Origin of the sequence: Flavobacterium turcicum (genome assembly GCF_011365745.1) — a bacterium.
GTDB lineage: Bacteria > Bacteroidota > Bacteroidia > Flavobacteriales > Flavobacteriaceae > Flavobacterium > Flavobacterium turcicum.
The window spans coordinates 486,379-510,173 of record NZ_JAAOBY010000002.1; the positions used below are offsets into that span (position 1 = coordinate 486,379).

Below are 23,795 nucleotides of genomic sequence, written 5' to 3' on the forward strand. Positions count from 1 at the left end.
AAAAATATGGATTTTAGACTCAAAGTTTTTTATACTGTAGCACAACGTTTGAGTTTTACAAAAGCTGCAGCCGAATTGTTTATCACCCAACCCGCGGTTTCGAAGCACATTCAAGAGTTAGAGGAGTATCATAAAATCAAACTTTTTGAACGCAATGGATCGCGAATTGCCATTACAGCTGCTGGAAATGTCCTTTTGAAACATGTAAAAAACATTTTTGATATTTACAGTGAAATCGACTTTGATATGAACGCATTGCTGCAATCACAGTCGGGTGTTTTGCGAGTAGGAGCGAGTACAACCGTTTCACAATATATTATTCCGCCCGTTTTGGCTCAATTTCATCAAAAACTACAAGATGTTCAGGTTCGTTTATGGAACGGAAACACGGAACAGATGGAAACAGCCTTGCTTCAACAAGAAATTGAAATTGGAATTGTTGAGGGAAAATCTAAGAATAAACTAATCAAATATACTCCGTTTTTAAAGGACGAACTTGTTTTGGTTTGCAATAGTAAAAACCCATTAACCAAGCGTGACACTATTGGAGTTGATGATTTGAAACAAATGCGTTTTTTATTACGCGAGCAAGGTTCTGGAACACTTGAAGTTATAGATGATGCGTTGAAAGCTTTGGGTGTAAAACTATCCGATTTGCAAGTAGAAATGCAATTGGGAAGCACGGAGAGCATCAAATCGTATCTTATTAATTCAAACTGTGTGGCTTTCATATCTATTCACGCTATTCAAAAGGAACTGCAAAATGAAGAATTGTATTTACTTGATTTAGATCGTTTTGCGATAGAACGGTTTTTTTATATCATTACTTTACAAGGAAAAACACATTCACTTGCCGATGTTTTGGCACATAAAATATTGAGTTATTATAACTTATAGTTATAATAGATTACAAGATACGATTGGTATAACACAAACAATCGTCGCACCTTTGTATTGTAATTTTCAATACAAAATCGTGAAAACTCAAATACAATCCAATTCGATAATCTTAGTAAAAGAATTGTTGGCACAAAACAAAGTGGCTAGCATTGTCTTTTTCACTTTTTTATTTGTTTGTGCAACAGGGCTCATTAGTCCGGCAATAGCTTTGTTACTGGGAATAGTTGTAACTCATTTTTTCGGAAATCCGATTGCTATTTACTCTCCAAAAATAATCCAATGGTTGTTACAAATATCCGTAGTTGGTTTGGGTTTCGGAATGCAGTTAAAACATGTTGTAACTGCTGGTTCGGCTAGTTTTGGAATTACAGTGGTTTCTATCGCAAGTACTTTGTTGCTAGGAACGCTTTTAGGAAAATGGTTTAAAACAGATCGCAAAATGAGTCATTTAATATCTTGTGGTACAGCAATTTGTGGTGGTAGCGCCATTGCGAGCATTGCACCCGTGATTCGGTCTACTGAAAAACAGACTGGCTTGGCACTTGGCGTTATTTTTATTTTGAATGCTATTGCTTTGTTTTTGTTTCCGGTTGTTGGACACCTTTTGAAATTATCTCAAAATGAATTTGGAGTATGGAGTGCCATTGCCATTCACGATACAAGCTCAGTTGTTGGCGCCGCAAGTAATTACGGCGCAGAAGCATTGCAAATTGCGACAAGTGTAAAATTAGCTAGAGCCTTGTGGATCATTCCCATTTCAATCGTCACGGCATTATTAACTAGTAACAAAGCGGGTTCAATTAAAATTCCGTATTTTATATTCGTTTTTTTAGGAGTAATTATCATGCAAACTTATTTTCCTGTTCCAGATTTTATAAATGTTAAAATTAATTCACTATCAAAAATAGGTTTGACAATTACTTTATTTTTAATTGGTTCAGGTCTTACCAAAGAAATGCTTTTTAAAGTAGGCGCAAAACCATTATTGCAAGGATTGTTATTGTGGGTTTTTATCGCGAGCGGATCTCTATTGGCGGTAATGTATTTTTTTAATTGATATTCAAAAAAGACAATTAAAGCGAAAATTCAATTTTTGATAGAAAACAGATGTTAAGTAAAGCTTAATAATGCATTAGTAATTGCAGTTCTTTTTTTGAAAACCAATTTAATGAGATACATTTGCCTTTCTAAAAAAAATAATTAAATGAAAAATTTCAAACTGAAACCAACTCTTATTGTTTTTACTACAATTTGTGCAGCAGTAGTACTGATGTCATGGGGTGTTGTAGGGCATGAGCGCATCAACAGAGCTGCTGTAATGGCGTTGCCAAAACCTTTACAAACATTTTTTTACAACCACATTGATTTTATCACGCAAGAAAGTACAGTTCCTGATTTGCGTAGAAATGTTTTGAATGACAAAATGGAGCCACCTCGCCATTATTTTGATATGGAAAACTTTGGTGATCCTGCTTCGTTTCCTAAAACTATGGAGGAAGCTAAAGCTAAATATGACGAGAAATTTTTGACCAAAAACGGAATTTTACCTTGGCACATTCAGGAGTTAATGGAAAAATTAACGAAAGCATTTAAGGATAAGCGTAAAAACGAAATTCTTTTTATTGCGGGTGATTTAGGTCATTATATTGCAGATGGTCACATGCCATTACATACATCAGACAATCACGACGGACAAAATACAGATCAAAAAGGAATCCATTCTTTATGGGAAAGCCGCTTACCAGAGTTGTTCGCCAAAGATTATAAGTTTAACGTTCCACAAGGTGTGTATTTAGAAAATGTAGAAAAAGCTACTTGGGATTTAATAAACGATACGCATAGTTTGGTGGAACCATTACTTGCTATTGATAAAAAACTAAGAAATGCTACACCACAAAATAAAATTTTTGTAACCGATGCGGCAGGTGTAATTGTAAAAAATAAGTATGGAGGTACGATGTATTCTGATGAATACGCTAAACAATTGCATGCTGACATGGATGGTATGGTTGAAAAGCAAATGAGAAAAGCCATCACCGTTACGGCTAGTTTTTGGTACACAGCTTGGGTTAATGCAGGTAAACCTGATTTGAGCAATTTAGATACTCCGGAATTAACTAAAAGAAATAGCAAATTGCTAAAAAAAGACATGAAGACGTATCTAAAAGGAGATCTTTTTGGTTTGACAAGTGATAAAGAATAAAACTATATTAAGTATCAAAAGCGGGTGAGACGAATGTTTTCCCCGCTTTTTTTATATCATTAATTGAGATTGTCTTTTTTATTTTTTAAAATATCAGAAGCTGTCTGGTAATAAGAAATAGTTTGATTTACAAGATCAGTTCTTTCTTTTTTTAGAGGTGTTTGGTCGTAAAGTAGTTGATAATTTGGATTTATTTTTTGACCACTTTGTAGCCTCAACTGAAATTGTTTTACTTTTTGTTTTGGTGAAATTACCGTTAATACATTATCCTTTATTAAACCTAGATCTTGATAAGTAGCAACGAAAGCTCTTGGCTTATAGTTTGCTTTTAGAACATCTTGTCCATAAAATTTACTACGATAATCAAAATTTAGAAGACCAAGTACCGCAGGCATCACATCTATTTGTGACATTAGGTTAGTGTATTGAGCTGGTGCAATAAAACCAGGACTGTAAATCATCGCTGGAATGCGGTATTTATCAAGTGGTAAAGTAGTTTTTCCTGCACTTGAGGCACAATGATCCGCTAGAATTACAAAAACAGTATTAGCAAACCAAGGCTGTTTTTGTGCCATTTCAAAAAATTTGCGTAAGGCATAATCCGTATATTTTACGCCACCATCGCGTGATTTAGCATCACCAGGAATATCTATCTTTCCATTTGGGTAAGTAAAAGGTCTGTGATTGCTAACAGTCATAATGTGGTTAAAAAACGGCTGACCAGTTTTGGCTTCCTGATTCATTACGTTAATTGCTTTGTTATACATATCTTCGTCACAAACGCCCCAAATGTTAGCAAAAGTGATTTCTTTGGGTGTAAAAGTCTTTTTGTCTAGAATATCATAGCCGTTACCTGCGAAAAAATCCTCCATATTATCAAAAAAAGCATCACCTCCATACATAAATTTAACGGCATATCCCTTTTGCTTGAAAATGCTACCAGTTGAAAATTTATTCTGATTATCCTCTCTTTTTACAACACTTTCGCCCGCTGTTGGTGGTAAGCATAGAGTAACCGCTTCTAGGCCACGAACCGTTCTATTTCCGGTGGCATACAAGTTAGTAAATACTAAACTTTTAGTTGCTAAAGTATCCAAAAAGGGCGTTAAGCCTTTAGTATTGCCATACATCTGCATAAAATCGGCACTAAAGCTTTCGATAGTGATTAAAACTACATTCTTTTTATTCTCAATTCCATCATTATTAATCATATGTATTGAACTTGATCCTTGCAATGATGGAATTTGTTCTTGAAGTAGGGCAAAAGCTTCATCCGAAGGTATTGTTTTATAAAATTTAAAATAGTCCAATTCGCTATGCACAAAAGCAAAATAAAACTTGTACAATCCGTTGGCTTGCAATTCATTGGTAAAAACATTTCGAGAGTTTTCTTTAGTCGATAAATAAGGTAAAGTAAGTAATGCTAGACCAAAAAGGAGGATATAGATTCCTGATATTTTAATTTTTTGTGTAAAAGTGGGAATGTTTTCTATATAGCTTTTTGATTTTTTAACAATGTAATAAGTGATTAATCCCGCTAGCGCGAACAAAGCTGAAAACAAGGGAATTACAGGATAAGATTCCATGATATTTCCTATTACTTCATTAGTATAAATTAAATAATTGACCGCAATAAAATTGTAACGAACACCAAATTCATTCCAGAAGAAATATTCACTGATTGCATTTTGCAAAATCAACAGAACATAAAGTAAAATAACAAAAGAGAATAACCAATATCGAATTGTATTTCGGAACTTCGGTAAAAAAAGTAAAAGTCCAAAAAGGAGCGTTTTTATAGAAAGAAAACCAATTGCAATTTTTGGTAACGCGCTTCCGTATTCATTTAGAATAGTATTGCCAAAAGTTATGTAGCAAAGCACTGCTAAAAAAAGTCCTAGAATTATGTACCCGTAAGGAGAATGATATTTGGCGTTTGAAATGAATATTAAATAAAGCCACAAGAATGAGCTAATCAAAATAAAAATCAAGACGTCCGATAGAAATCCTAAAATATAAATCGAGAAAGTTTCAGTAGCAGTAAATGAAGACTGTGTTATCGGATGAAAATATAGTACCAGCCGAACTACTAAACTGATTGATAGGTACAACATCAGTAAATAATTGAATGGCGCTGTTATCTTAAAAAACTTCATATTCTATTTTTTAAGGTAAATGTAACGGTAGTTAAACCATTGATATTTTAAGATTTGCTTAATGTTGCTCGCCAAATTAATATTAACTTAAGAAAGGCCGTTGTGGAAATCAGCAATCAATAAAATGAATAATTTTACAGAGAATTTTAATTCAAGGTCAAATGAAGAAATCCATTATTTTTTTATTCCTCATGATAGGAACAATAGGTTTTTCACAAAGCTGGAAAACATCTTTTACAGAAGCAAAAGCTCAAGCAGCTGCCGAAAACAAAAACATACTTTTAGTTTTCTCAGGATCGGATTGGTGTGCTCCTTGTATAAAATTAGACAAAACCATCTGGCAATCGGAAGAGTTTAAAAGTGAATCTGCTAAAAAATGGGTGATTTACAAAGCTGATTTTCCAAAGAAGAAAGCCAATTTATTGCCAGCAGAATTAACCGAAAGCAATAAAAAGTTAGCTGAGCAATACAACAAAGCAGGAAATTTTCCGCTGGTACTGTTGTTAAATCCTGCAGGATCAGTATTGGGAATTAGTGGTTACAAAAACGTGAGTCCACAAGAATATATTCAATTGATTCATTCTTTCGAACAAAAATGAAAAAGATAGCCTTTTTGATAGCAGTTATTTGTAGCCTTTCGGCACAGTCACAAATCATTCATAAACGCAAGTTGTTTATGTTAGGGAGTCCATTTGAAGTGACTGCTGTTGCAAAAGATACTATTGCCGCAAATGTATACATTGATTTGGCCATAGCCGAATCAAAACGAATTGAAAATTTAATCTCAGATTGGATTCCCACCACTCAAATTTCTCAAGTCAATAAAAATGCGGGCATTAAGCCAGTTAAAGTGGACAAAGAAGTTTTTGAACTAGTCGAAAGAGCTATAAAAATTTCGAAGTTAACCAATGGTGCTTTTGATATTTCGTATGCTTCGATGGATAAAATCTGGAAGTTTGATGGGTCGATGAAAGTAATGCCTACCGAAGAAGCAATCAAACAATCAGTTTCGAAAATTGGCTATCAAAACATCATATTAGATCCTAAAGAGCAGACCATTTTTCTGAAATTAGAAGGAATGAAGTTAGGCTTAGGAGGAATAGGACAAGGGTACATAGCCGACAAAATAAAGAGTTTATTATTTTCTAAAGGATGTTTGTCAGGAATCATAAATGTTTCAGGTGATATAAATGCGTGGGGAAAGCAACCTGACGGGAAACCATGGACAGTAGGAATTGTAAATCCCGTAAATAAAAATAAAATTTTCGCCACTTTTCCACTAACCGATAGCGCGGTGGAGACTTCGGGGAGTTACGAGAAATTTGTTGTTTTTAATGGCAAAAGATACTCACACATCATTGATCCGAGAACGGGTTATCCTGCCACGGGAATTGTAAGTGTGTCTGTATTTGCAAAGCAAACAGAAATTGCAGATGCCTTAGCTACAGGAATTTTTGTGCTAGGAGTAGACGTTGGTTTGGATTTAGTCAATCAAATAAAAGGAGTAGAGTGCATCATTGTAGATGATACGGGTAAAGTGCATTCATCAAAAGGAATAGATACCAAAAATACAATCAATTAAATAGTAGTGCGATGATAAAGAAATTAGGATTAATGCTGGTAGGTTTGTTTGTTTTGCAATCTTGTAGTGCGGTAAAGGAATATGAAAAAGAAAAAATTAACGATCCTGATATGAAGCTATCAGCAAGAACAGCAGAGCGTTATGAAACTTCTTTTCAAGTGTACCGTGAAGCTTCAGCTGGAGCCAATGGCGGTAAATCGGGTGGTGGTTGTGGTTGCAATTAACCTTGCAAATATTTGACTTTAATAGCAATTCAATTAAAATGAAGATAAAATTTATAGCACTCTTGCTTATTGGAACAGCAACTGCATTTGCACAAGATACAGCCAAGGAACCTGTGTTTAAAAAACGTGTATTAGAAACTACCGAAGTTGATTTTTTGGCAAGTTATTATACGCAAGATGGTTCAAGATCGGCTGTTTCAGGTGGGCTTGGATCTGAAAAACTTACTGATGTCGCTTCAAATATTGTAGTGGCAATGCCATTAAATGATGATGATGTTTTAACTATTGATTTGGGTATTTCGGCTTACTCGTCAGCTTCCTCAAGTAATATCAATCCGTACGATACTACAAATGGCACGCCTTGGCAAGCCTCTTCAGGTGCATCACAGAGCGATCAGCTTACATCTATCGTAGCTAATTACAGCCATAGTAGTGACTCACGAGATCTTATTTGGAACGGAGATGTATCTTTTTCTAATGAGTATGATTACACTTCCGTTGGAGTAGGTGGTGGAGTAGCACGTTTGTTCAATGAAAAAAACACAGAGCTTAGTGTAAAAGTGAATGCCTATTTAGATCAATGGAGACCTATTTATCCAAAAGAATTATCAGATTTTGATGGTAATGGAAATAATTTTTTAAGTCAAGGTATTTTCAATGGTAGAACTATTTGGGATCAAAATGGACAAGCATCGACAGCTTATTTACCAAGTGCTTTCAAGCCAGTTACGGCAGTTAATAGGAATTCATTTTCGGCTTCATTTGGATTTTCACAAGTTTTGACAAAAAAATTACAAGTTTCATTTTTCTTTGACGTTTTACAACAACAAGGACTTTTATCCTCACCATATCACAGAATGTATTTTGCTGATAAAGCGAACTTTTATGTAGGGCAGCCGCAATTTATTGCAAATTATACCAATGAAAACAATAAAGGAGCGTATCAATTAGCCGATGATATAGAGCGATTGCCTGACACTCGTTTTAAACTTCCAATTGGAGCACGATTGAATTATTATGTAAATGAACGTGTTGCTTTGCGAACCTATTACCGCTATTATTCAGATAATTGGGACATACAATCGCATACCGCTAGTATTGAAGTTCCTGTAAAACTGACGGATAAATTTACGGTATTCCCAATGTACAGGTACTATACACAAACACAGTCTAAATATTATGCGCCTTACGAAACCCATTTGTCAACTGAAAAATTTTATACTTCAGACGCTGATTTAGCTACTTTCGATGCCAATCAATATGGTTTTGGGGTGAATTATACCGATATTTTTACAGCGGCTAAAGTTTGGAAATTTGGACTGAAAAATATTGATTTTAGATTCAATCATTACAAGCGAAGTGATAATCTTACAGCCGATATTGCAACCGTTGCATTTAAATTTATAATGCAATAAAGCTTAATTTTACAAAAAAAGAAACATGCACTTATTAATTGTAGAGGATGAGGCTGGGATTATTCAGTTTTTGAAACAAGGATTAGAAGAAGAAGGTTACACCGTGAGCAGTGCTGCTGATGGGAGTCTTGCATTTGAGAAAATCCAAAAGGAAAACTTTGACCTCATTTTATTAGATTGGATGTTGCCCAAAATGACAGGTTTAGAGTTGTGCAAAGCCATTCGGTTAAAAAATAATACTACACCCATTATTTTTTTAACTGCTAAAGATACGGTTCAAGAAACTATTGAGGGGTTGAAAGCAGGAGCCAATGATTATATCAAAAAACCTTTTAGTTTTGACGAATTATTAGAACGAATCAAGATCCATTTTAGGAATCAAGGTGAGATTACAAAACTGACTTTAGGAAGCATAACAATTGACTTAGCGCAGCATAGGGTTTTAGTAAACGATGCGGAGGTTGCCTTTACACAACGGGAATTTGAGCTTTTGACTTACTTAATTAAAAATAAAGGTAAAGTTTGTACCAGAACACAAATTATTGAAGATGTTTGGGACATTCATTTTGAATATGATACTGGCGTTATTGATGTTTTTATGAATGCTATTCGTAAAAAATTGAATTTAAAATTAGAACAAGACAATATAAAAACTATTCGTGGAGTAGGCTATATCGCTAATGATTAAATAAAAATGCAACAACTTTCATTTAAAAATAGAATTGCTCTCAATTATATTGTCACCACAGCTTTACTGATTTTTGTGGTGTTTTGTATCATCTATTCAATCGTAAAATTTAGTGTCTACAATCATGTCAACACTGATATTAAAAGCGAGGCAGACAAGCATTTAACCGAAATCGAAATCGTTGGCAATTCATTTCATTTAATTCACAAAGAAGAATGGAAGGAACGTGAACACAACACACTTGATGTGAATCCTGTTTTTATTCAGTTTATTGATCAAGATGGAAAATTAATTGAAAAGTCACCAAATCTTAAAAATAAGACTTTATCTTTTGACCCTAAGCATGTTTCAAATGTACTTTTTGACGATGTTCTAGCCAATAGCGCCATCAGGCAGATGCAAGTTCCCATTTACAATAAATCTAAAATTATTGGGTATTTGATCGTTGCTATGTCACTTGAAGATGCTACGATGGTTCTTGAAAATATCTCCAAAGTATTGATTATTACTTATCCTCTAATTTTATTAGTCCTTTTTTTTCTGGCTCGTTTTATTGCTGGTCGATTTATAAAGCCAATTAGTTCTATTATTACTACTTCAAACGATATTACAAAAGACAATTTGACGTCACGGATCGTATTGCCTTTTCAAAAAGATGAATTGTATGTTCTATCGCAAACAATAAATAATTTGTTAGACCGCATTGAAACCGCTGTAGAACGTGAAAAACAATTCACTTCTGATGCATCGCATGAACTCAGAACTCCACTAACAGTTATCAAAGGAACACTCGAAGTTTTAATAAGGAAACCGAGAGAGCACGCTGAATATAGCGAGAAAATAAACTTTTGTGTCAACGAAGTAAACCGCTTAAATAACTTAGTAGATCAATTATTATTGTTGGCTCGTTTTGAAAATCAAAAACAGACATTAAAAACAGAAAAAGTATATTTAAACGCCTTGTTTTTAGATACTATTTCTCGATTTTCATCGATCATTCAAAGCAAGAAAATCAATGTTAGCACCAATTTTGCTGCGGAACATTACATAGAAACTGATGGATATTTATTTTCGATTGTAATTAACAATTTAATATCGAACGCATTAAAATATTCGAATCAATACGGAAACTTGACAGTAGTTTTGAAAGAAGTTGACTCTATAATTGAATGCCAAATTAGTGATACTGGGATAGGAATTCCTGCTGAAGATGTGGATAAAATTTTTAATCAATTTTACAGATCTCAATCCAGTAGTCATCCCGAAATTAAAGGCACCGGTTTAGGACTTTCTATTGTGAAAAGATTGTGTACTTTACTCAACATTGATATTGCAATTAACAGTCAAGAAAACAAAGGAACCACGATTATTTTAAGATTATTTGAAGCACACCTTAAGTAGTTCTTAAGGAAATACCTATCTTTAAACCTTACTTTTGAGGTATAAAAAAAGATTAAAATGCTTGAAAAAATAATTGCTTTCAGTTTAAAAAACAAACTCATTGTTTTACTATTCACACTCGGAATTTTTGGATTTGGTCTCTTTTCTGTTTTTCAAATTTCAATCGGTGCAGTTCCAGATGTGACTAATAACCAAGTTCAGGTAATCACAACTTCTCGTAACCTTTCTACGCAAGACATTGAACAATTCATCACCTATCCTGTTGAAATTGAAATGGCTAACTTGCCAGGTGTCAAAGAAATTCGATCCATTTCTAAATTTGGTTTGTCTGTAGTCACCATTGTTTTTGATGAGAATTTAGGAACCTATCTTCCAAGACAACTTATTGCCGAGAAAATCAAGACTGCTTCTGAGAAAATTCCGCAAGGTTTTGGTACACCAGAAATGGGTCCAATTACCACCGGACTAGGAGAAATCTATCAATATACTTTAGAAGTTAAACCAGAATTTAAGAATAATTATTCAGTAACAGATTTACGCACCATTCAGGATTGGGTAGTAAAGCGCCAGTTATCTGGAATTAAAGGTGTTGTAGAAATTAACACTTGGGGTGGTTTTTTAAAACAATATGAAATTGCAATTAGTCCATCGAGTTTAAAAGCCATGAATATTTCGACGGCTGATGTTTTCACCGCTCTCGAAAAAAACAACAGTATTGCGGGTGGTGCCTATATTGAAAAAGTGAATCAAAGTTATTTTATCAGAGGTGAAGGAAAAGTAAATTCACTAGAAGATATTGGAAATATTGTAGTTCAAAATAATAATGGTCTTCCTGTTTATATTAAAAATGTAGCACAAATTCGTTACGGTCATGCCAACCGTTTTGGTGCCATCACCGGCAATGGCGAAGGGGAAAAAGTTTTGGGACAAGTCATGATGCTCAAAGGAGGAAACTCTAAACAAGTTATTGATGATGTGAAGAATAGAGTTGCCGAAATCCAAAAATCACTGCCTGAAGGTGTTTACATCAATGGATTTTTAGAACGAAGCGAGTTAGTTGGGAAAACGACTTTTACCGTTGCCGAAAACTTGATTTTAGGATGCTTAATCGTAATTTTTGTTGTGGTACTATTGCTAGGAAATTGGCGTTCTGGCTTGGTTGTGGCCTCTGTAATTCCATTATGTTTGTTGTTTGCCATTTCGTTCATGAATATATTTGGAATCGATGCCAATTTAATGAGTTTGGGTGCGATAGATTTTGGAATTATCATCGATGGTGCTGTCATTATTGTCGAATTTATTGCGTTTCAAATTGCCAGCAAATCCTCTCATTTAGGGATTCTTAGTAAGGAAGAACGCCAGCTAGAAATTGACCAAATCACCTATAAAAGCGCCTCCAAAATGATGAATTCAGCTATTTTTGGCCAGTTGATTATTCTGATAGTTTTTATTCCAATTCTATCCTTATCCGGAATCGAAGGTAAAATGTTCAAACCAATGGCAATGACGTTTAGTTTTGCTTTGTTAGGCGCCATGATTTTTTGTTTTACCTATGTTCCTGTGGTTTCTTCATTGTTTTTGAAACCAAAAGAGGAAAATCCAAATTCATTATCCAGCAAGTTAATCCGTAAGTTGAATTCATGGTATTTGCCTATTATTACTTGGGCAATAGCCAATACCAAAAAAGTTTTATATGGTGCACTTGGTTTATTATTGCTGGCTGCAGGCTTATTTGCAACCATGGGAGGAGAATTTATTCCTACTCTTGACGAAGGTGATTTTGTGATTCAACCCGTTTTAAAAACAGGAACGTCATTGACTAAGACGATTGCAATAACTACAAAAATTGAAAAAATAATCCTTAAAAACTTTCCAGAAGTTACTCAGGTTGTGAGTAGAATTGGTGCTGCCGAAGTACCTACTGACCCGATGTCTATGGAAGAAAGTGATGTCATTGTGAAATTAAAACCCAAATCCGAATGGACTTCGGCTGCTACCAAAGATGAATTGGCAGATAAAATAAAAGCAGCTTTAGAAAATCAAATTCCGAATATGGAAATCGAATTTACGCAGCCGATAGAAATGCGTTTCAACGAATTAATTTCGGGAACGCGTTCTGATGTTGCTGTTAAAGTTTTTGGCGAAGACTTGGATGTTTTGGCACAAAAAGCACACGAAATAAAAAATGCAATTGCAAAGGTAGAAGGAGCTTCGGATATTATCATCGAAAAAACGGAAGGTTTACCGCAAATGTCAGTAGTCTATGATCGTTCGAAAATTGCCCGTTATGGGTTGAATATTGCCGATTTGAACGAAATGATTGCCCTTGGCTTTGCCGGAAAAACGGTAGGAACTGTTTTTGAAGGCGAAAAACGTTTTGATATGGTTGTGCGTTTGGATCAAACAAACCGACGAGATATTGAGGATTTACGAAATTTATACGTTCCAACTCCTAACGGTGAACAAATTCCTTTGCGCGAGTTGGCTTCGATCGAATATACTGAAGGTCCTGCGAAAATTTCTAGAGATAATACGAATAGAAGAATTGTAGTGGGAATCAACGTTAGGAACCGAGATTTGCAGAGTGTAGTTACTGATATTCAGCAAATTGTTGAAAACAAAATCAAATTACCAGCAGGTTATTACGTGAAATATGGTGGACAATTTGAAAATTTACAAAGTGCCAAAGCCCGATTGATGATTGCAGTTCCTATCGCTTTATTTTTGATTTTTATCCTTTTGTATTTTGCTTTTGGATCTGTGAAAGAGGCTTTAATGGTGTATTCAGCAATTCCGTTGTCAGCAGTGGGTGGTGTTTTGTTTTTATGGATACGCGATTTACCGTTCAGTATTTCGGCAGGTGTTGGTTTCATCGCACTTTTCGGAATCGCAGTATTAAACGGAATTGTACTCATCGAACATTTTAAAGAACTCAAACACCAAGGAATGAAAGATATTGATGCTTTAATTCTGAAAGGAACTACTGATAGATTACGTCCGGTATTATTGACTGCAGCTGCAGCCGCATTAGGATTTTTACCTATGGCAATTTCATCTTCAGCAGGAGCCGAAGTGCAACGACCTCTTGCAACGGTTGTTATTGGGGGATTGTTTACGGCAACAATTTTAACCATGATTGTATTGCCTATTTTATACAAAGTTTTTGAGAATCAGTCTTTCAAAAAAGCGAAACTAAAGAAAACTCAAAATGCAACTTTTATCATTATGTTATTGTTAAGTACTTCATTTGCATTCTCGCAAAATTCTAATCCAGAATTGGATAGTTTGATGTCGAAAGCAATGCAAAATAACAAAGGTATCAAAGCGGCTCAATTGCAAGTGGACAAGACTAAAGCCAATATCAAAACGGCGAATACTTTTGATAAAACCAATATTTATTACAGTTACGATCAAAATAATTTAGCACTCAATAACCAACCTTTGCGTGTTTTTGGTGTGCAACAACGTTTTGCTTTTCCAACGGTTTACGGAGCGCAGAAAAAAGTATTTTCTTCTGAATACGAAAAGGAAAAAGCTAATTTTGAAATTCAAAAAAACAAACTTTCTTTGGCTGTAGCCAAATCCTATCAGCACATTGTTTATTTGCAACATCAAGAAAAACTGTATCAGTATTTGGATAGTTTGTATCAAAATTTCTCGAAAGCAAGCGACAGACGTTTTGAATTAGGAGAAACGAATTATCTCGAAAAAATTACGGCTCAAGCCAAGTTTAGACAAATAAGAACCAAGCTTTCGCAAATTGAGAATGATAAAAAAGCACAGTACGAACTGTTGCAATCCTTACTACAAACCGATGAAACAATTGTGATAAAAAGCAATAAAATAGCACCCTTATCATCTTCTATTGACGAAACAAGTAAAATACTATATACTGCTTATTTAGAAAGCATTACAACTAATTATAAAAGTCAAATTATGTTGCAAAAACAACATTGGCTGCCAGATATTAACCTAGATTATTTTCAAGGTAGAAATAATGGATTATCGCAGTCGTTGTATGGTTTTCAAGTTGGATTTGCGGTACCCATTTTATTCTCAGGACAAGTAGCAAAAAGTAAAGTAGCACAGCTGGAATTGCAAAGTTGGGAACAACAAAAGCAAAATGAAGCTACAAAAATAGAGAAGTACATCACTCAAAAAAAGAATGAATTAGCAAAACATCAGGAGGCAATAAACTACTACAATTCATACGGTAAAAAATTATCGGATGAGATTATAAAGGTGGGAAATAATAGCTACAAACATGGTGAAATTGATTTCTTTCAATACATCCAAAGTCTAGAAAATGCCACAACTATTCAAGTAGATTATTTAGACACTATTTTGCAATTCAATCAAACCCAATTAGATTTACAATACCTCAATTTTTAATATTTTACCAATGAAAAACGCACTCTATATAATCACTATCTCACTTTTTTTATTTTCTTGCAAAGAAGCTAAAACGGAAGAATCAGAACCAAAAGATAACGGCTTAATTACTGTATCTGCTACTCAATTCAAAACTTCGGGAATGGAGATTGGGAGTCCAACAGAACAGGATTTTGATGTTACCGTAAAAGCATCAGGGAAAATTGACGTACCACCACAAAACCGAGCTAAAGTGAACACTTTTATGGGTGGTTATGTAAAATCGACAACGCTTTTGGTTGGAAATAGAGTCACAAAAGGTCAAGCTTTATTGACTTTGCAAAACACCGAATTTCTGGATATTCAAAAAGAGTATATGGAAGTAGCGGAGCAATTGAATTTCTTGAAATCAGAATACGACCGCCAAAAAACCTTGTACGATGAAAAAATTACTTCGCAAAAAAACTACTTAAAAGCCGAAAGCGACTATAAAAGAGCTAAAGCCATGCATCAAAGTTTACGTGCCAAATTGTTACTCTTGAACATTAATCCTAGAAATGTCGAGAGAGGAATATTGACTTCAACAATCACCATTTTTTCTCCAATAACCGGTGATATTGTGATTATGAATGCCAATGTAGGTATGTATGTGGCGCCTTCGGATGTGATTTTAGAAATTGTAGATACGGATCACTTGCATTTAGAATTAGCCGTTTTTGAAAAAGATATTTTGAATGTGAAAATTGGACAAAGAATACAATTTAAAGTTCCCGAAGCATCCAAAGAAGTGTTTAATGCCGAAGTACATTTAGTAGGAAAATCAATTGAGGGAAATGACAGAACGATTAATATTCATGGACATTTAGACGATGCCATAAAGCAAAAGCTGTTGACAGGAATGTTTGTAGAAGCGGAAATAATTATCGATTCTAAAAAAGGATTAGCGATTCCTGTTGAAGCATTGGTGACAGAAAACAATAAAAATTTTGTACTTTTAGTCAAGAATGAAAAAAATGGATATTCGTTCCAGAAGGTAAGTGTTACTGTTGGTTCGAAGTCTGAAAAATTTGTCGAAATACTGCCAAACACAGCAATATCAGCTTCATCAAGACTATTAACAAAAGGAGTTTTTGATTTGGTTAATTAATAAAAAAGGAAATAATGGACTTGAATAAACTTAAAGATCAGTTGCAAACAGAGGTTGATACCGCCTTTTTGTACGATAGTATTGCTGCCATTCAGTCTGACGAAAATCTTTCGAGAGTTTTACTAAGCTTAGGCGAAATCGAGAAAGGACACGCAAAACACATGTTAGATAAAGTTCGTACCATAGAACCAAATTTCAACATGCTTTTGCCATCTAGTAGAGCAAAATTTCAACTGAAGTTGGGTAAAATTTTTGGTTATAGTTCCATAATTAGCTCGTTATCTTCAATAGAAAAACAGTTTGCCGAAAATTCGGTTCGAAACAAAATTAAAACGGGTGAAAAACCAACTGGTTTTGAGCACAATCACCTAAATATTATTGAGGCTGTAAATAATAATGCAGCTTTAAATGTTTCTGGAGGGTTGTTGTCTAAATTTGAGAGTAGGCATAAATCCGTGGGCGGAAATGCTTTGCGAGCGGCAGTTTTAGGTTCTAATGATGGATTGGTTTCTAATATGAGTTTGGTCATGGGAGTTGCTGGAGCAGCTGTTTCTAATGATACGATATTGTTAACCGGAATTGCAGGACTTTTGGCAGGTGCTATATCAATGGCGCTAGGCGAATGGCTTTCGGTACAAAGTTCCAGAGAATTAAACCAGCGTCAAATTGATTTAGAAACTGAAGAATTAGAAGCTTCTCCCGAAGAAGAGAAAAAAGAATTGGTTTTATTGTATCAAGCCAAAGGAATGAATGTGGTCGAAGCACAAAAATTGGCTGACAAAGCTTTTGAAAATCCGCAAACAGCGATTGATGCCATCATCACAGAGGAATTAGGAATTGACAAAGAAGAATTAGGAGGATCAGCTTGGGAAGCAGCTACAGCATCGTTTGTGCTTTTTGCAATTGGAGCGATTATTCCGTTATATCCTTTTATGTTTTTAGACGGGAAAAATGCAATTTTACTGAGTGTCGGAAGCAGTGTTATAGGGCTTTTTGGAATAGGAGCAGCCATCACTTTATTGACAGGAAAAAGCATTTTATTTTCAGGATTCAGACAAGTGGCTTTCGGTTTGTTAGCTGCAGCAGTTACTTACGGAATTGGTTCGTTAATAGGCGTTTCCTTAGCAGGATAATATTCTAAAAAAATTAAATATCACAAATAAATACTAACTTAAAGTAAAAGATTATGAATGATGCACACTTACACCTAGTTGTAAACCATTTTCCTATTATTGGAACAATCCTTGGACTTGGGATTTTAATCGCTGGAATAGTACTCAAGAATAAATCGGTACAAAACACCGCTTATGTATTATTTGTCATTGCAGCTGTTTTTGGCTTTTTTAGTATGTCTACCGGTGAAGGAGCAGAAGAAATGGTGGAAGATTTCCCAGGAATAGGAAAAGCAATTATTCATGAACATGAAGAAATGGCTGAAAAATTAGCAATTGTTTTGTATGCGCTGGCAATTACATCATTATTTGGTCTTTATTCTAATTTGAAAAACAAGCCAAAAGCAAATCTAGTTTCTTATATCGCGACAGTTGTTGCAATCATCGCTGTGTTTTTTGCGCAAAAAACGGGTATAACAGGAGGCGAAGTTCGTCATACTGAAATTAGATCTGAAAGTGCTGCTGCGGATAGTGCTACAGAGAAAATCGCTCCTACAAATGAGGAGGAAAAGCAATAAAAAAGATATATTTAACAAAAAAGCAATATTTAGTTAAAGTATTAATTGCTTTTTAATTAAAAAAGAATCTATATTTGCAAAGAAAAATAAAACACATGTTTACAATACAATTACATCATCATCATTTTCATTATTGCTCTCAAGCGATGTGTTAATGGTATGCATGTAAATCATCATATTTAAAAACCCGTTTGAGTACATCAAACGGGTTTTTTATTACCCCACATTGTACTCAAACATTATCATTCTAAAAAAACAAAAAACAAAAAAATGAGTACATTAAAAATTGCAATTCAAAAATCAGGTCGTTTAAACGAAGACAGCATTCAAATTCTAAAAGATGCAGGTATCTCAATTGATAACGGAATCGACCAATTAAAAGCTGAAGCCTCTAACTTTCCTCTTGAAGTTCTTTATTTAAGAAATTCGGATATTCCACAATATTTAATGGATGGTGTAGTAGATATTGCCATTGTTGGAGATAATTTATTGGTTGAAAAAGGCGGAAATATTGAAGTTATTCAAAAATTAGGGTTTTCAAAATGCAAAGTATCTGTTGCTGTACCTAAATCGTTTCAATATACATCTGTCAAAGATCTTGACGGAATGCGCATTGCTACATCGTATCCTAAAACGGTATTGGATTTCTTTAATTCAAAAGGTGTTACGGTTGACATTCATCAAATTTCAGGTTCGGTTGAAATTGCACCAAACATTGGTCTTGCTGATGCTATTGTAGATATTGTATCAAGCGGAAGTACCTTGTTTAAAAATAATTTGAAAGAAGTTGAAGTTATATTTAAAAGTGAAGCGGTTTTGGCTGTTTCACCAAAGGTAAGTCCAGAATCTCAAAAAATTATCGACACGTTGAAATTCAGAATTGAGTCTGTTTTAAGAGCTAGAAAATCTAAATACATTTTGATGAACGTTCCGAATGATAAAATTGAGGCAGTTGGTAAAATTCTTCCAGTTTTACGCAGCTTAACCGTTTTACCATTGGCGCAAGAAGGTTGGAGCAGTGTACACTCGGTAATTGACAAAGACACTTTTTGGGATGTTATCGATCAGTTGAAAGAGGCTGGAGCCGAAGGAATCTTGGTATGCCCAATAGAGAAAATGGTCTTGTAAAAACTTTAGATGATAACTTATTTTTAGTAAAAATTCATTGCGAACTTTGCGAAAACCTTTGTGAACTTTGCGGTTAAAAACAATACAATGAACAAAATATACAATCCAAAACCAGAAACGTGGTCTAGTATTTTAGAACGACCTACAAAAACGGTAGATGATATTGAAGCTACTGTAAAAGAAATTTTTAAAGAGGTACAGAAAAAAGGGGATGAGGCTGTGGCCAAATATACCTCGCTTTTTGATGGCGTTGCAGTAGACACAATGATTGTTACTGAAGCTGAAATTCAGGAGGCTATTGCAGCAGTACCTCAAGAGTTAAAAGAAGCAATTGCTTTGGCAAAGGCTAATATTACAGCCTTTCACCGTGCTCAGAAAACAGAGCGTGTGGCTGTTGAGACTGTACCTGGAGTTTCATGCTGGCAAGAAAAAAGACCTATTCAAAAAGTAGGTTTGTATATTCCTGGAGGAACAGCGCCTTTGTTTTCGACTGTTTTGATGCTTGCCGTTCCTGCTGAAATCGCGGGTTGTAATGAGATTGTTTTGTGTTCACCACCCGACAAAGGAGGTAAAATTAATCCTGCTATTTTATTTGCGGCCAATTTGTGTGGTGTAACTAAAATCATGAAAGTAGGCGGAATTCAAGCTATTGCAGGTTTAACTTTTGGTACAGAAAGTATTCCTAAAGTGTACAAAATTTTTGGACCAGGAAATCAGTTTGTAACGGTAGCCAAACAATTGGCAACACAGTTTGGCGTTGCTATTGATATGCCTGCTGGCCCATCAGAATTATTAATTGTGGCTGATGATACTGCCGTTCCTGCTTTCGTAGCGTCGGATTTATTATCGCAAGCAGAGCATGGAGCAGATAGTCAAGTTATTTTAGTTTCGACATCAAAAAAATTAATTGATGCTGTTGCTGATGAAGTTGCTACTCAAATTGAGGCTTTGCCAAGAAAAGCCATTGCTGAGAAAGCCATTGCCAACTCCAAATTAATTTACGTTGAGACTGATGCCATTGCTTTAGATTTAATCAATGAATACGGTCCCGAACACTTTATTATTTGCTCTGAATTTGATGATTTTTATAGCAATAACGTCCTTAATGCAGGTTCTGTTTTTATAGGAAACTATACTCCTGAAAGTGCAGGTGATTATGCCTCGGGAACCAATCATACCTTACCAACGAATGGTTATGCCAAGAATTACAGTGGTGTAAACTTAGATAGTTTTATGAAAACGATGACTTTTCAAAAAATTAACGAAAAAGGAATTCAGGCCATCGGAAAGGCAATTGAAATTATGGCCGAAGCAGAAGGATTGCAAGCACACAAAAACGCAGTTACATTACGATTAAAAGCACTTGAAAATGGAAAATAAGTTCGATATTACTAATTTAGTTCGGGAGAATGTAAAAAACATGAAACCGTATTCATCTGCTCGTGATGAGTTTGAAGACTTTGATACTGCCGAAATGATTTTTTTGGATGCCAATGAAAATCCGTTTGAAAATGGCGTAAACAGATATCCAGATCCGCAACAAATGCGTGTAAAACGCCTTTTAGCAAAACAACGTCGTGTACAAACGAATCAGATTGTATTAGGAAATGGTAGTGATGAAATTTTAGATTTACTTTTCAGAGCATTTTGTGAACCAAATACTGATAACGTGATTACTTTGCCACCAACTTATGGCATGTACGGCGTTTTATCTAATTTGAATGCCATTGAAAATCGAGAGGTTTTACTTTCGGAGGATTTTCAGCCAGAGATTGAAAAAATCATGGAAGCCGTTGACGCGAATACTAAAATGATCTTTTTATGTTCGCCAAATAACCCAACAGGAAACTCCTTTTCAGATGAAAAAGTAGCGTATTTGTTGCAAAATTTCAAAGGACTCGTTGTTATTGATGAAGCGTATATTGATTTTTCTAAAAAAGAAAGTTGGATCAATGAATTGGATGAATATCCAAATTTGATTATTACTCAAACGCTTTCTAAAGCTTATGGATTGGCTGGAATCCGTTTAGGAATTTGTTATGCTTCTAGAGCGGTTACTACCATATTAAACCGAATTAAACCTCCTTACAATGTAAACGAATTGTCGCAAAATAGAGCGGTAGCAAGACTTGAAGATCAGAAAGCTATTGCAACTGAAATTGAGTCAATTATATCACAAAGACAACTTTTAATTGAAGCTTTATCAGAAGTGAGCTATGTAGAAAAAATTTATCCTACAGAAGCCAATTTTGTTTTGGTAAAAGTGGATGATGCCAATAAAAGATATACTGAGTTAATTGCAAAAGGAATTGTAATTCGAAATAGAACTACTCAAGCACTTTGTGAAAACACATTGCGTTTGACAGTAGGAACTCAAGATGAAAATAAAAAATTAATAGTAGCTTTGAAGGATATTGTATAACCTTAATTCAAACAAAATGAAAAAAACAATTTTAACTTTATTAGTGTCGTTATTTTTTGCGGTTGGAGCAGCTGCGCAAGAGACAAGTACATCAGAAACAGGTAAGATTTATTTTTTGCGTTCAACAGGTTTTCAGGGCTCAGCAGTAGCTTTTAAAACTTTTATTGATGGTGAATTTGTGTGCAAGTTGAATAACAAAAAATACTCTATCCATGAGGTACCTGTTGGGAAACATGAATGTTCTGTTCAATTTGGCGGCAAAGTATCCAAAGAAAAAGCAGAGAAATTTGTAATTGATGTACAACCGGGCAAAACAGTTTATGTTCAAATTGTATTTGAATCAGGTATACTTATAAACAATGTGTATTGCGAAGAAGTAACAGAAAACACTGCTACTAGTAAAATGCAAAACATGAAGGAAGATACTGAATGTAAATAATACTTTTAGCTTCACTGCTTCGCGTGAGGGATAGCAGTGGAGCTCTTTGTAGTGCCGCGCAGCGGGGCATTACAAAAGCGGAAACGAATAGCCCGACCCGACTTTTTTTTGGAGGGTCACGCCCAAAACTTGAAATATTAAATTAAAATAACAGAACGCAGTTGCAGTTGCCAATGCGTTTATTAGTAGGAATACCATGAAAAAAGTGCTTTTTATAGATCGTGATGGAACGATGGTTTTGGAACCGCATGACTACCAGTTGGATAGTTTTGAGAAATTAGAATTTTACCCAAATGCGTTTCAATATTTGGGGAAAATTGCAAAAGAATTGGATTTTGAATTGGTTATGGTGACCAATCAAGATGGTTTGGGAACTGCTTCGCACCCCGAAGAGAATTTTTGGCCAGTGCATAATTTGGTGATGAAAGCTTTTGCAAATGAAGGTGTTGTTTTTAATGAAGTTTTGATCGATAAAACATTCCCACATGAAAATGCTCCTACACGCAAGCCTGCAACAGGTTTGTTGACTAAATACATCAATAGTTCAGACTATGATTTGGGAAATTCATTTGTAATTGGAGACCGAATTACCGATGTGGAATTAGCGAAAAACTTGGGTGCAAAAGGGATTTTCATCAATACTGATGAAGCATTAGGAAGTGACGAGATAGCTTCAAAAAGAGAAGAATTAGACTCGGTAATTGCCTTACAAACTACAGATTGGAAAACGATTTATGAGTTTTTAAAACTAGAGGAACGTTCTGCAACCATTTCTAGAAAGACGAATGAAACTGATATTTACATCAATTTAAATCTAGATGGAACTGGGAAGAGTAAAATTGAAACCGGAATTGCGTTTTTTGATCACATGCTGGACCAAATTGCACGTCACGGTCAAATGGACTTGGAAATTCTTGTAAAAGGGGATCTACAAGTTGATGAACACCACACGATTGAAGATACTGCTATTGCTCTTGGAGAAGTTTTTGCAAAGGCATTGGGTAACAAATTAGGCATTGAGCGTTATGGTTTTTGCTTGCCAATGGACGACTGTTTAGCTCAAGTTGCTATTGATTTTGGTGGTAGAAATTGGTTGGTTTGGGAAACCGAATTCAAACGAGAAATGGTAGGTAAAATGCCAACCGAAATGTTCTTTCACTTTTTTAAATCGTTTTCAGATGGTGCCAAAGCCAATATCAACATCAAAGCTGAAGGTACCAATGAGCACCACAAAATTGAAGCGATTTTTAAAGCTTTTGCAAAAGCGATAAAAGTAGCCGTGAAGCGCGATACGGAAAAAATGATTTTACCAAGTACAAAAGGTATGTTGTAAAAATGTTTCAAGTTTAAAATTTCAGGTTGACTCGAGCAACTTTAAACGTTAAACTTGAAACTTGAAACAAAAGTGAAATGAAAATAGTAATTATAAACTACGGAGCCGGAAATATTCAAAGCATCATGTTTGCCATAGAGCGTTTGGGTTTTACGGCAGTGCTTAGTAACGATTGGAAGGAAATAAAAGCGGCGGATAAAGTTATTTTTCCCGGTGTTGGTGAAGCAAGTTCTGCAATGAAAATGCTTATCGATAGTGGTCTTGATGTATTGATCCCAACCTTGAAACAACCTGTTTTAGGGATTTGTTTGGGTATGCAATTGATGTGCAACAAATCCGAAGAGGGAAACACGGCCGGTTTGGAAATTTTTGATGTAGATGTGGTCAAATTTACTTCAAAAGTAAAAGTGCCACAAATGGGCTGGAATCAAATTTATAATTTGAAATCAGATCTGTTCAAAGGAATTGCTGAAAAGGAGTACATGTATTTGGTACATAGTTTTTATGCGCCAAATTGCCCCGATGCCATTGCTACCACAAATTATGAAGTAGAATATGCCTCAGCATTGAAGAAAAATAATTTTTACGGAACTCAATTTCATCCTGAAAAAAGCGGCGATGTAGGCGAACAAATTTTAGGGAATTTTTTAAAATTATAAGATTGAAAAATTCAAAGATTGAAAAATTAGGGAGTCA

Annotated in this window: 20 protein-coding genes; 19 read left to right on the forward strand and 1 reads right to left on the reverse strand. The window is 34.9% G+C overall.

Annotation, left to right across the window (positions count from 1 at the left end; translation table 11 throughout):
• Positions 1 to 6 precede the first annotated feature (6 nt).
• From G9Q29_RS06000 to G9Q29_RS06010, 3 genes are all read left to right on the forward strand, one after another.
• Complete coding sequence (locus tag G9Q29_RS06000) at positions 7 to 897, forward strand: LysR family transcriptional regulator (protein WP_166134321.1); 891 nt, start codon at positions 7 to 9, stop codon at positions 895 to 897.
• 79 nt (positions 898 to 976) lie between these two features.
• The gene (locus tag G9Q29_RS06005) at positions 977 to 1,957 is read left to right on the forward strand and encodes a YeiH family protein (protein WP_317164729.1); all 981 of its coding nucleotides are present in this window, start codon (positions 977 to 979) and stop codon (positions 1,955 to 1,957) included.
• Between the two features lie 147 nt (positions 1,958 to 2,104).
• Positions 2,105 to 3,103: a zinc dependent phospholipase C family protein gene (locus G9Q29_RS06010; protein ID WP_166134323.1), complete on the forward strand. Its 999-nt coding sequence runs from the start codon at positions 2,105 to 2,107 to the stop codon at positions 3,101 to 3,103.
• Between the two features lie 59 nt (positions 3,104 to 3,162).
• Here G9Q29_RS06010 and G9Q29_RS06015 read toward each other — a convergent pair whose 3' ends face one another.
• Positions 3,163 to 5,259, reverse strand: coding sequence for an LTA synthase family protein (locus G9Q29_RS06015; protein WP_166134325.1), 2,097 nt, complete (start codon positions 5,257 to 5,259; stop codon positions 3,163 to 3,165).
• Positions 5,260 to 5,420: 161 nt separating this feature from the next.
• Between G9Q29_RS06015 and G9Q29_RS06020 the strand changes: the two genes are divergently transcribed.
• From G9Q29_RS06020 to hisH, 16 genes are all read left to right on the forward strand, one after another.
• Positions 5,421 to 5,858, forward strand: coding sequence for a thioredoxin family protein (locus tag G9Q29_RS06020; protein ID WP_166134326.1), 438 nt, complete (start codon positions 5,421 to 5,423; stop codon positions 5,856 to 5,858).
• The gene (locus tag G9Q29_RS06025; protein WP_166134328.1) at positions 5,855 to 6,841 is read left to right on the forward strand and encodes an FAD:protein FMN transferase; all 987 of its coding nucleotides are present in this window, start codon (positions 5,855 to 5,857) and stop codon (positions 6,839 to 6,841) included. The genes G9Q29_RS06020 and G9Q29_RS06025 overlap by 4 nt, the downstream gene beginning before the upstream one ends.
• A gap of 11 nt (positions 6,842 to 6,852) precedes the next feature.
• Complete coding sequence (locus tag G9Q29_RS06030; protein WP_166134330.1) at positions 6,853 to 7,065, forward strand: DUF4266 domain-containing protein; 213 nt, start codon at positions 6,853 to 6,855, stop codon at positions 7,063 to 7,065.
• Positions 7,066 to 7,103: 38 nt separating this feature from the next.
• Positions 7,104 to 8,480 carry a DUF3570 domain-containing protein gene (locus tag G9Q29_RS06035; protein WP_166134331.1) on the forward strand — a complete coding sequence of 459 codons (1,377 nt, stop codon included), beginning with the start codon at positions 7,104 to 7,106 and terminating at the stop codon, positions 8,478 to 8,480.
• A gap of 25 nt (positions 8,481 to 8,505) precedes the next feature.
• Entirely contained in the window at positions 8,506 to 9,168 is a 663-nt protein-coding gene (locus tag G9Q29_RS06040; RefSeq protein WP_166134333.1) for a response regulator transcription factor, read from the forward strand.
• Between the two features lie 6 nt (positions 9,169 to 9,174).
• Entirely contained in the window at positions 9,175 to 10,569 is a 1,395-nt protein-coding gene (locus G9Q29_RS06045) for a sensor histidine kinase (protein ID WP_166134335.1), read from the forward strand.
• A 57-nt stretch (positions 10,570 to 10,626) separates the two neighbouring features.
• Positions 10,627 to 14,961: a CusA/CzcA family heavy metal efflux RND transporter gene (locus G9Q29_RS06050; RefSeq protein WP_166134337.1), complete on the forward strand. Its 4,335-nt coding sequence runs from the start codon at positions 10,627 to 10,629 to the stop codon at positions 14,959 to 14,961.
• A 10-nt stretch (positions 14,962 to 14,971) separates the two neighbouring features.
• Entirely contained in the window at positions 14,972 to 16,087 is a 1,116-nt protein-coding gene (locus G9Q29_RS06055; protein ID WP_166134339.1) for an efflux RND transporter periplasmic adaptor subunit, read from the forward strand.
• A 14-nt stretch (positions 16,088 to 16,101) separates the two neighbouring features.
• Complete coding sequence (locus G9Q29_RS06060; RefSeq protein ID WP_166134341.1) at positions 16,102 to 17,220, forward strand: VIT1/CCC1 transporter family protein; 1,119 nt, start codon at positions 16,102 to 16,104, stop codon at positions 17,218 to 17,220.
• 53 nt (positions 17,221 to 17,273) lie between these two features.
• Complete coding sequence (locus tag G9Q29_RS06065; RefSeq protein WP_166134343.1) at positions 17,274 to 17,777, forward strand: hypothetical protein; 504 nt, start codon at positions 17,274 to 17,276, stop codon at positions 17,775 to 17,777.
• A gap of 270 nt (positions 17,778 to 18,047) precedes the next feature.
• Complete coding sequence (hisG, locus tag G9Q29_RS06070) at positions 18,048 to 18,905, forward strand: ATP phosphoribosyltransferase (protein WP_158729799.1); 858 nt, start codon at positions 18,048 to 18,050, stop codon at positions 18,903 to 18,905.
• Positions 18,906 to 18,992: 87 nt separating this feature from the next.
• Positions 18,993 to 20,285 carry a histidinol dehydrogenase gene (gene hisD / locus G9Q29_RS06075; RefSeq protein ID WP_166134345.1) on the forward strand — a complete coding sequence of 431 codons (1,293 nt, stop codon included), beginning with the start codon at positions 18,993 to 18,995 and terminating at the stop codon, positions 20,283 to 20,285.
• On the forward strand, positions 20,275 to 21,327 hold the full coding sequence (gene hisC, locus G9Q29_RS06080; protein ID WP_166134347.1) for a histidinol-phosphate transaminase: 1,053 nt from the start codon (positions 20,275 to 20,277) through the stop codon (positions 21,325 to 21,327). Before hisD ends, hisC begins: the two co-directional genes overlap by 11 nt.
• Positions 21,328 to 21,343: 16 nt before the next feature.
• Entirely contained in the window at positions 21,344 to 21,766 is a 423-nt protein-coding gene (locus tag G9Q29_RS06085) for a DUF2846 domain-containing protein (RefSeq protein ID WP_166134349.1), read from the forward strand.
• Positions 21,767 to 21,962: 196 nt separating this feature from the next.
• On the forward strand, positions 21,963 to 23,099 hold the full coding sequence (gene hisB / locus G9Q29_RS06090; protein WP_166134351.1) for a bifunctional histidinol-phosphatase/imidazoleglycerol-phosphate dehydratase HisB: 1,137 nt from the start codon (positions 21,963 to 21,965) through the stop codon (positions 23,097 to 23,099).
• 77 nt (positions 23,100 to 23,176) lie between these two features.
• Positions 23,177 to 23,758 (forward strand): imidazole glycerol phosphate synthase subunit HisH, encoded by a 582-nt coding sequence (gene hisH, locus G9Q29_RS06095; RefSeq protein WP_166134353.1) that lies wholly within the window; start codon positions 23,177 to 23,179, stop codon positions 23,756 to 23,758.
• Positions 23,759 to 23,795: the final 37 nt, after the last annotated feature.

Coding starts and splice junctions, on each gene's coding strand:
- G9Q29_RS06000 (WP_166134321.1), top strand. CDS start 7: ATGGATTTTAGACTCAAAGTTTTTTATACTGTAGCACAACGTTTGAGT.
- G9Q29_RS06010 (WP_166134323.1), top strand. CDS start 2,105: ATGAAAAATTTCAAACTGAAACCAACTCTTATTGTTTTTACTACAATT.
- G9Q29_RS06015 (WP_166134325.1), bottom strand. CDS start 5,259: ATGAAGTTTTTTAAGATAACAGCGCCATTCAATTATTTACTGATGTTG.
- G9Q29_RS06020 (WP_166134326.1), top strand. CDS start 5,421: ATGAAGAAATCCATTATTTTTTTATTCCTCATGATAGGAACAATAGGT.
- G9Q29_RS06025 (WP_166134328.1), top strand. CDS start 5,855: ATGAAAAAGATAGCCTTTTTGATAGCAGTTATTTGTAGCCTTTCGGCA.
- G9Q29_RS06030 (WP_166134330.1), top strand. CDS start 6,853: ATGATAAAGAAATTAGGATTAATGCTGGTAGGTTTGTTTGTTTTGCAA.
- G9Q29_RS06035 (WP_166134331.1), top strand. CDS start 7,104: ATGAAGATAAAATTTATAGCACTCTTGCTTATTGGAACAGCAACTGCA.
- G9Q29_RS06040 (WP_166134333.1), top strand. CDS start 8,506: ATGCACTTATTAATTGTAGAGGATGAGGCTGGGATTATTCAGTTTTTG.
- G9Q29_RS06045 (WP_166134335.1), top strand. CDS start 9,175: ATGCAACAACTTTCATTTAAAAATAGAATTGCTCTCAATTATATTGTC.
- G9Q29_RS06050 (WP_166134337.1), top strand. CDS start 10,627: ATGCTTGAAAAAATAATTGCTTTCAGTTTAAAAAACAAACTCATTGTT.
- G9Q29_RS06055 (WP_166134339.1), top strand. CDS start 14,972: ATGAAAAACGCACTCTATATAATCACTATCTCACTTTTTTTATTTTCT.
- G9Q29_RS06060 (WP_166134341.1), top strand. CDS start 16,102: ATGGACTTGAATAAACTTAAAGATCAGTTGCAAACAGAGGTTGATACC.
- G9Q29_RS06065 (WP_166134343.1), top strand. CDS start 17,274: ATGAATGATGCACACTTACACCTAGTTGTAAACCATTTTCCTATTATT.
- hisG (WP_158729799.1), top strand. CDS start 18,048: ATGAGTACATTAAAAATTGCAATTCAAAAATCAGGTCGTTTAAACGAA.
- hisD (WP_166134345.1), top strand. CDS start 18,993: ATGAACAAAATATACAATCCAAAACCAGAAACGTGGTCTAGTATTTTA.
- hisC (WP_166134347.1), top strand. CDS start 20,275: ATGGAAAATAAGTTCGATATTACTAATTTAGTTCGGGAGAATGTAAAA.
- G9Q29_RS06085 (WP_166134349.1), top strand. CDS start 21,344: ATGAAAAAAACAATTTTAACTTTATTAGTGTCGTTATTTTTTGCGGTT.
- hisB (WP_166134351.1), top strand. CDS start 21,963: ATGAAAAAAGTGCTTTTTATAGATCGTGATGGAACGATGGTTTTGGAA.
- hisH (WP_166134353.1), top strand. CDS start 23,177: ATGAAAATAGTAATTATAAACTACGGAGCCGGAAATATTCAAAGCATC.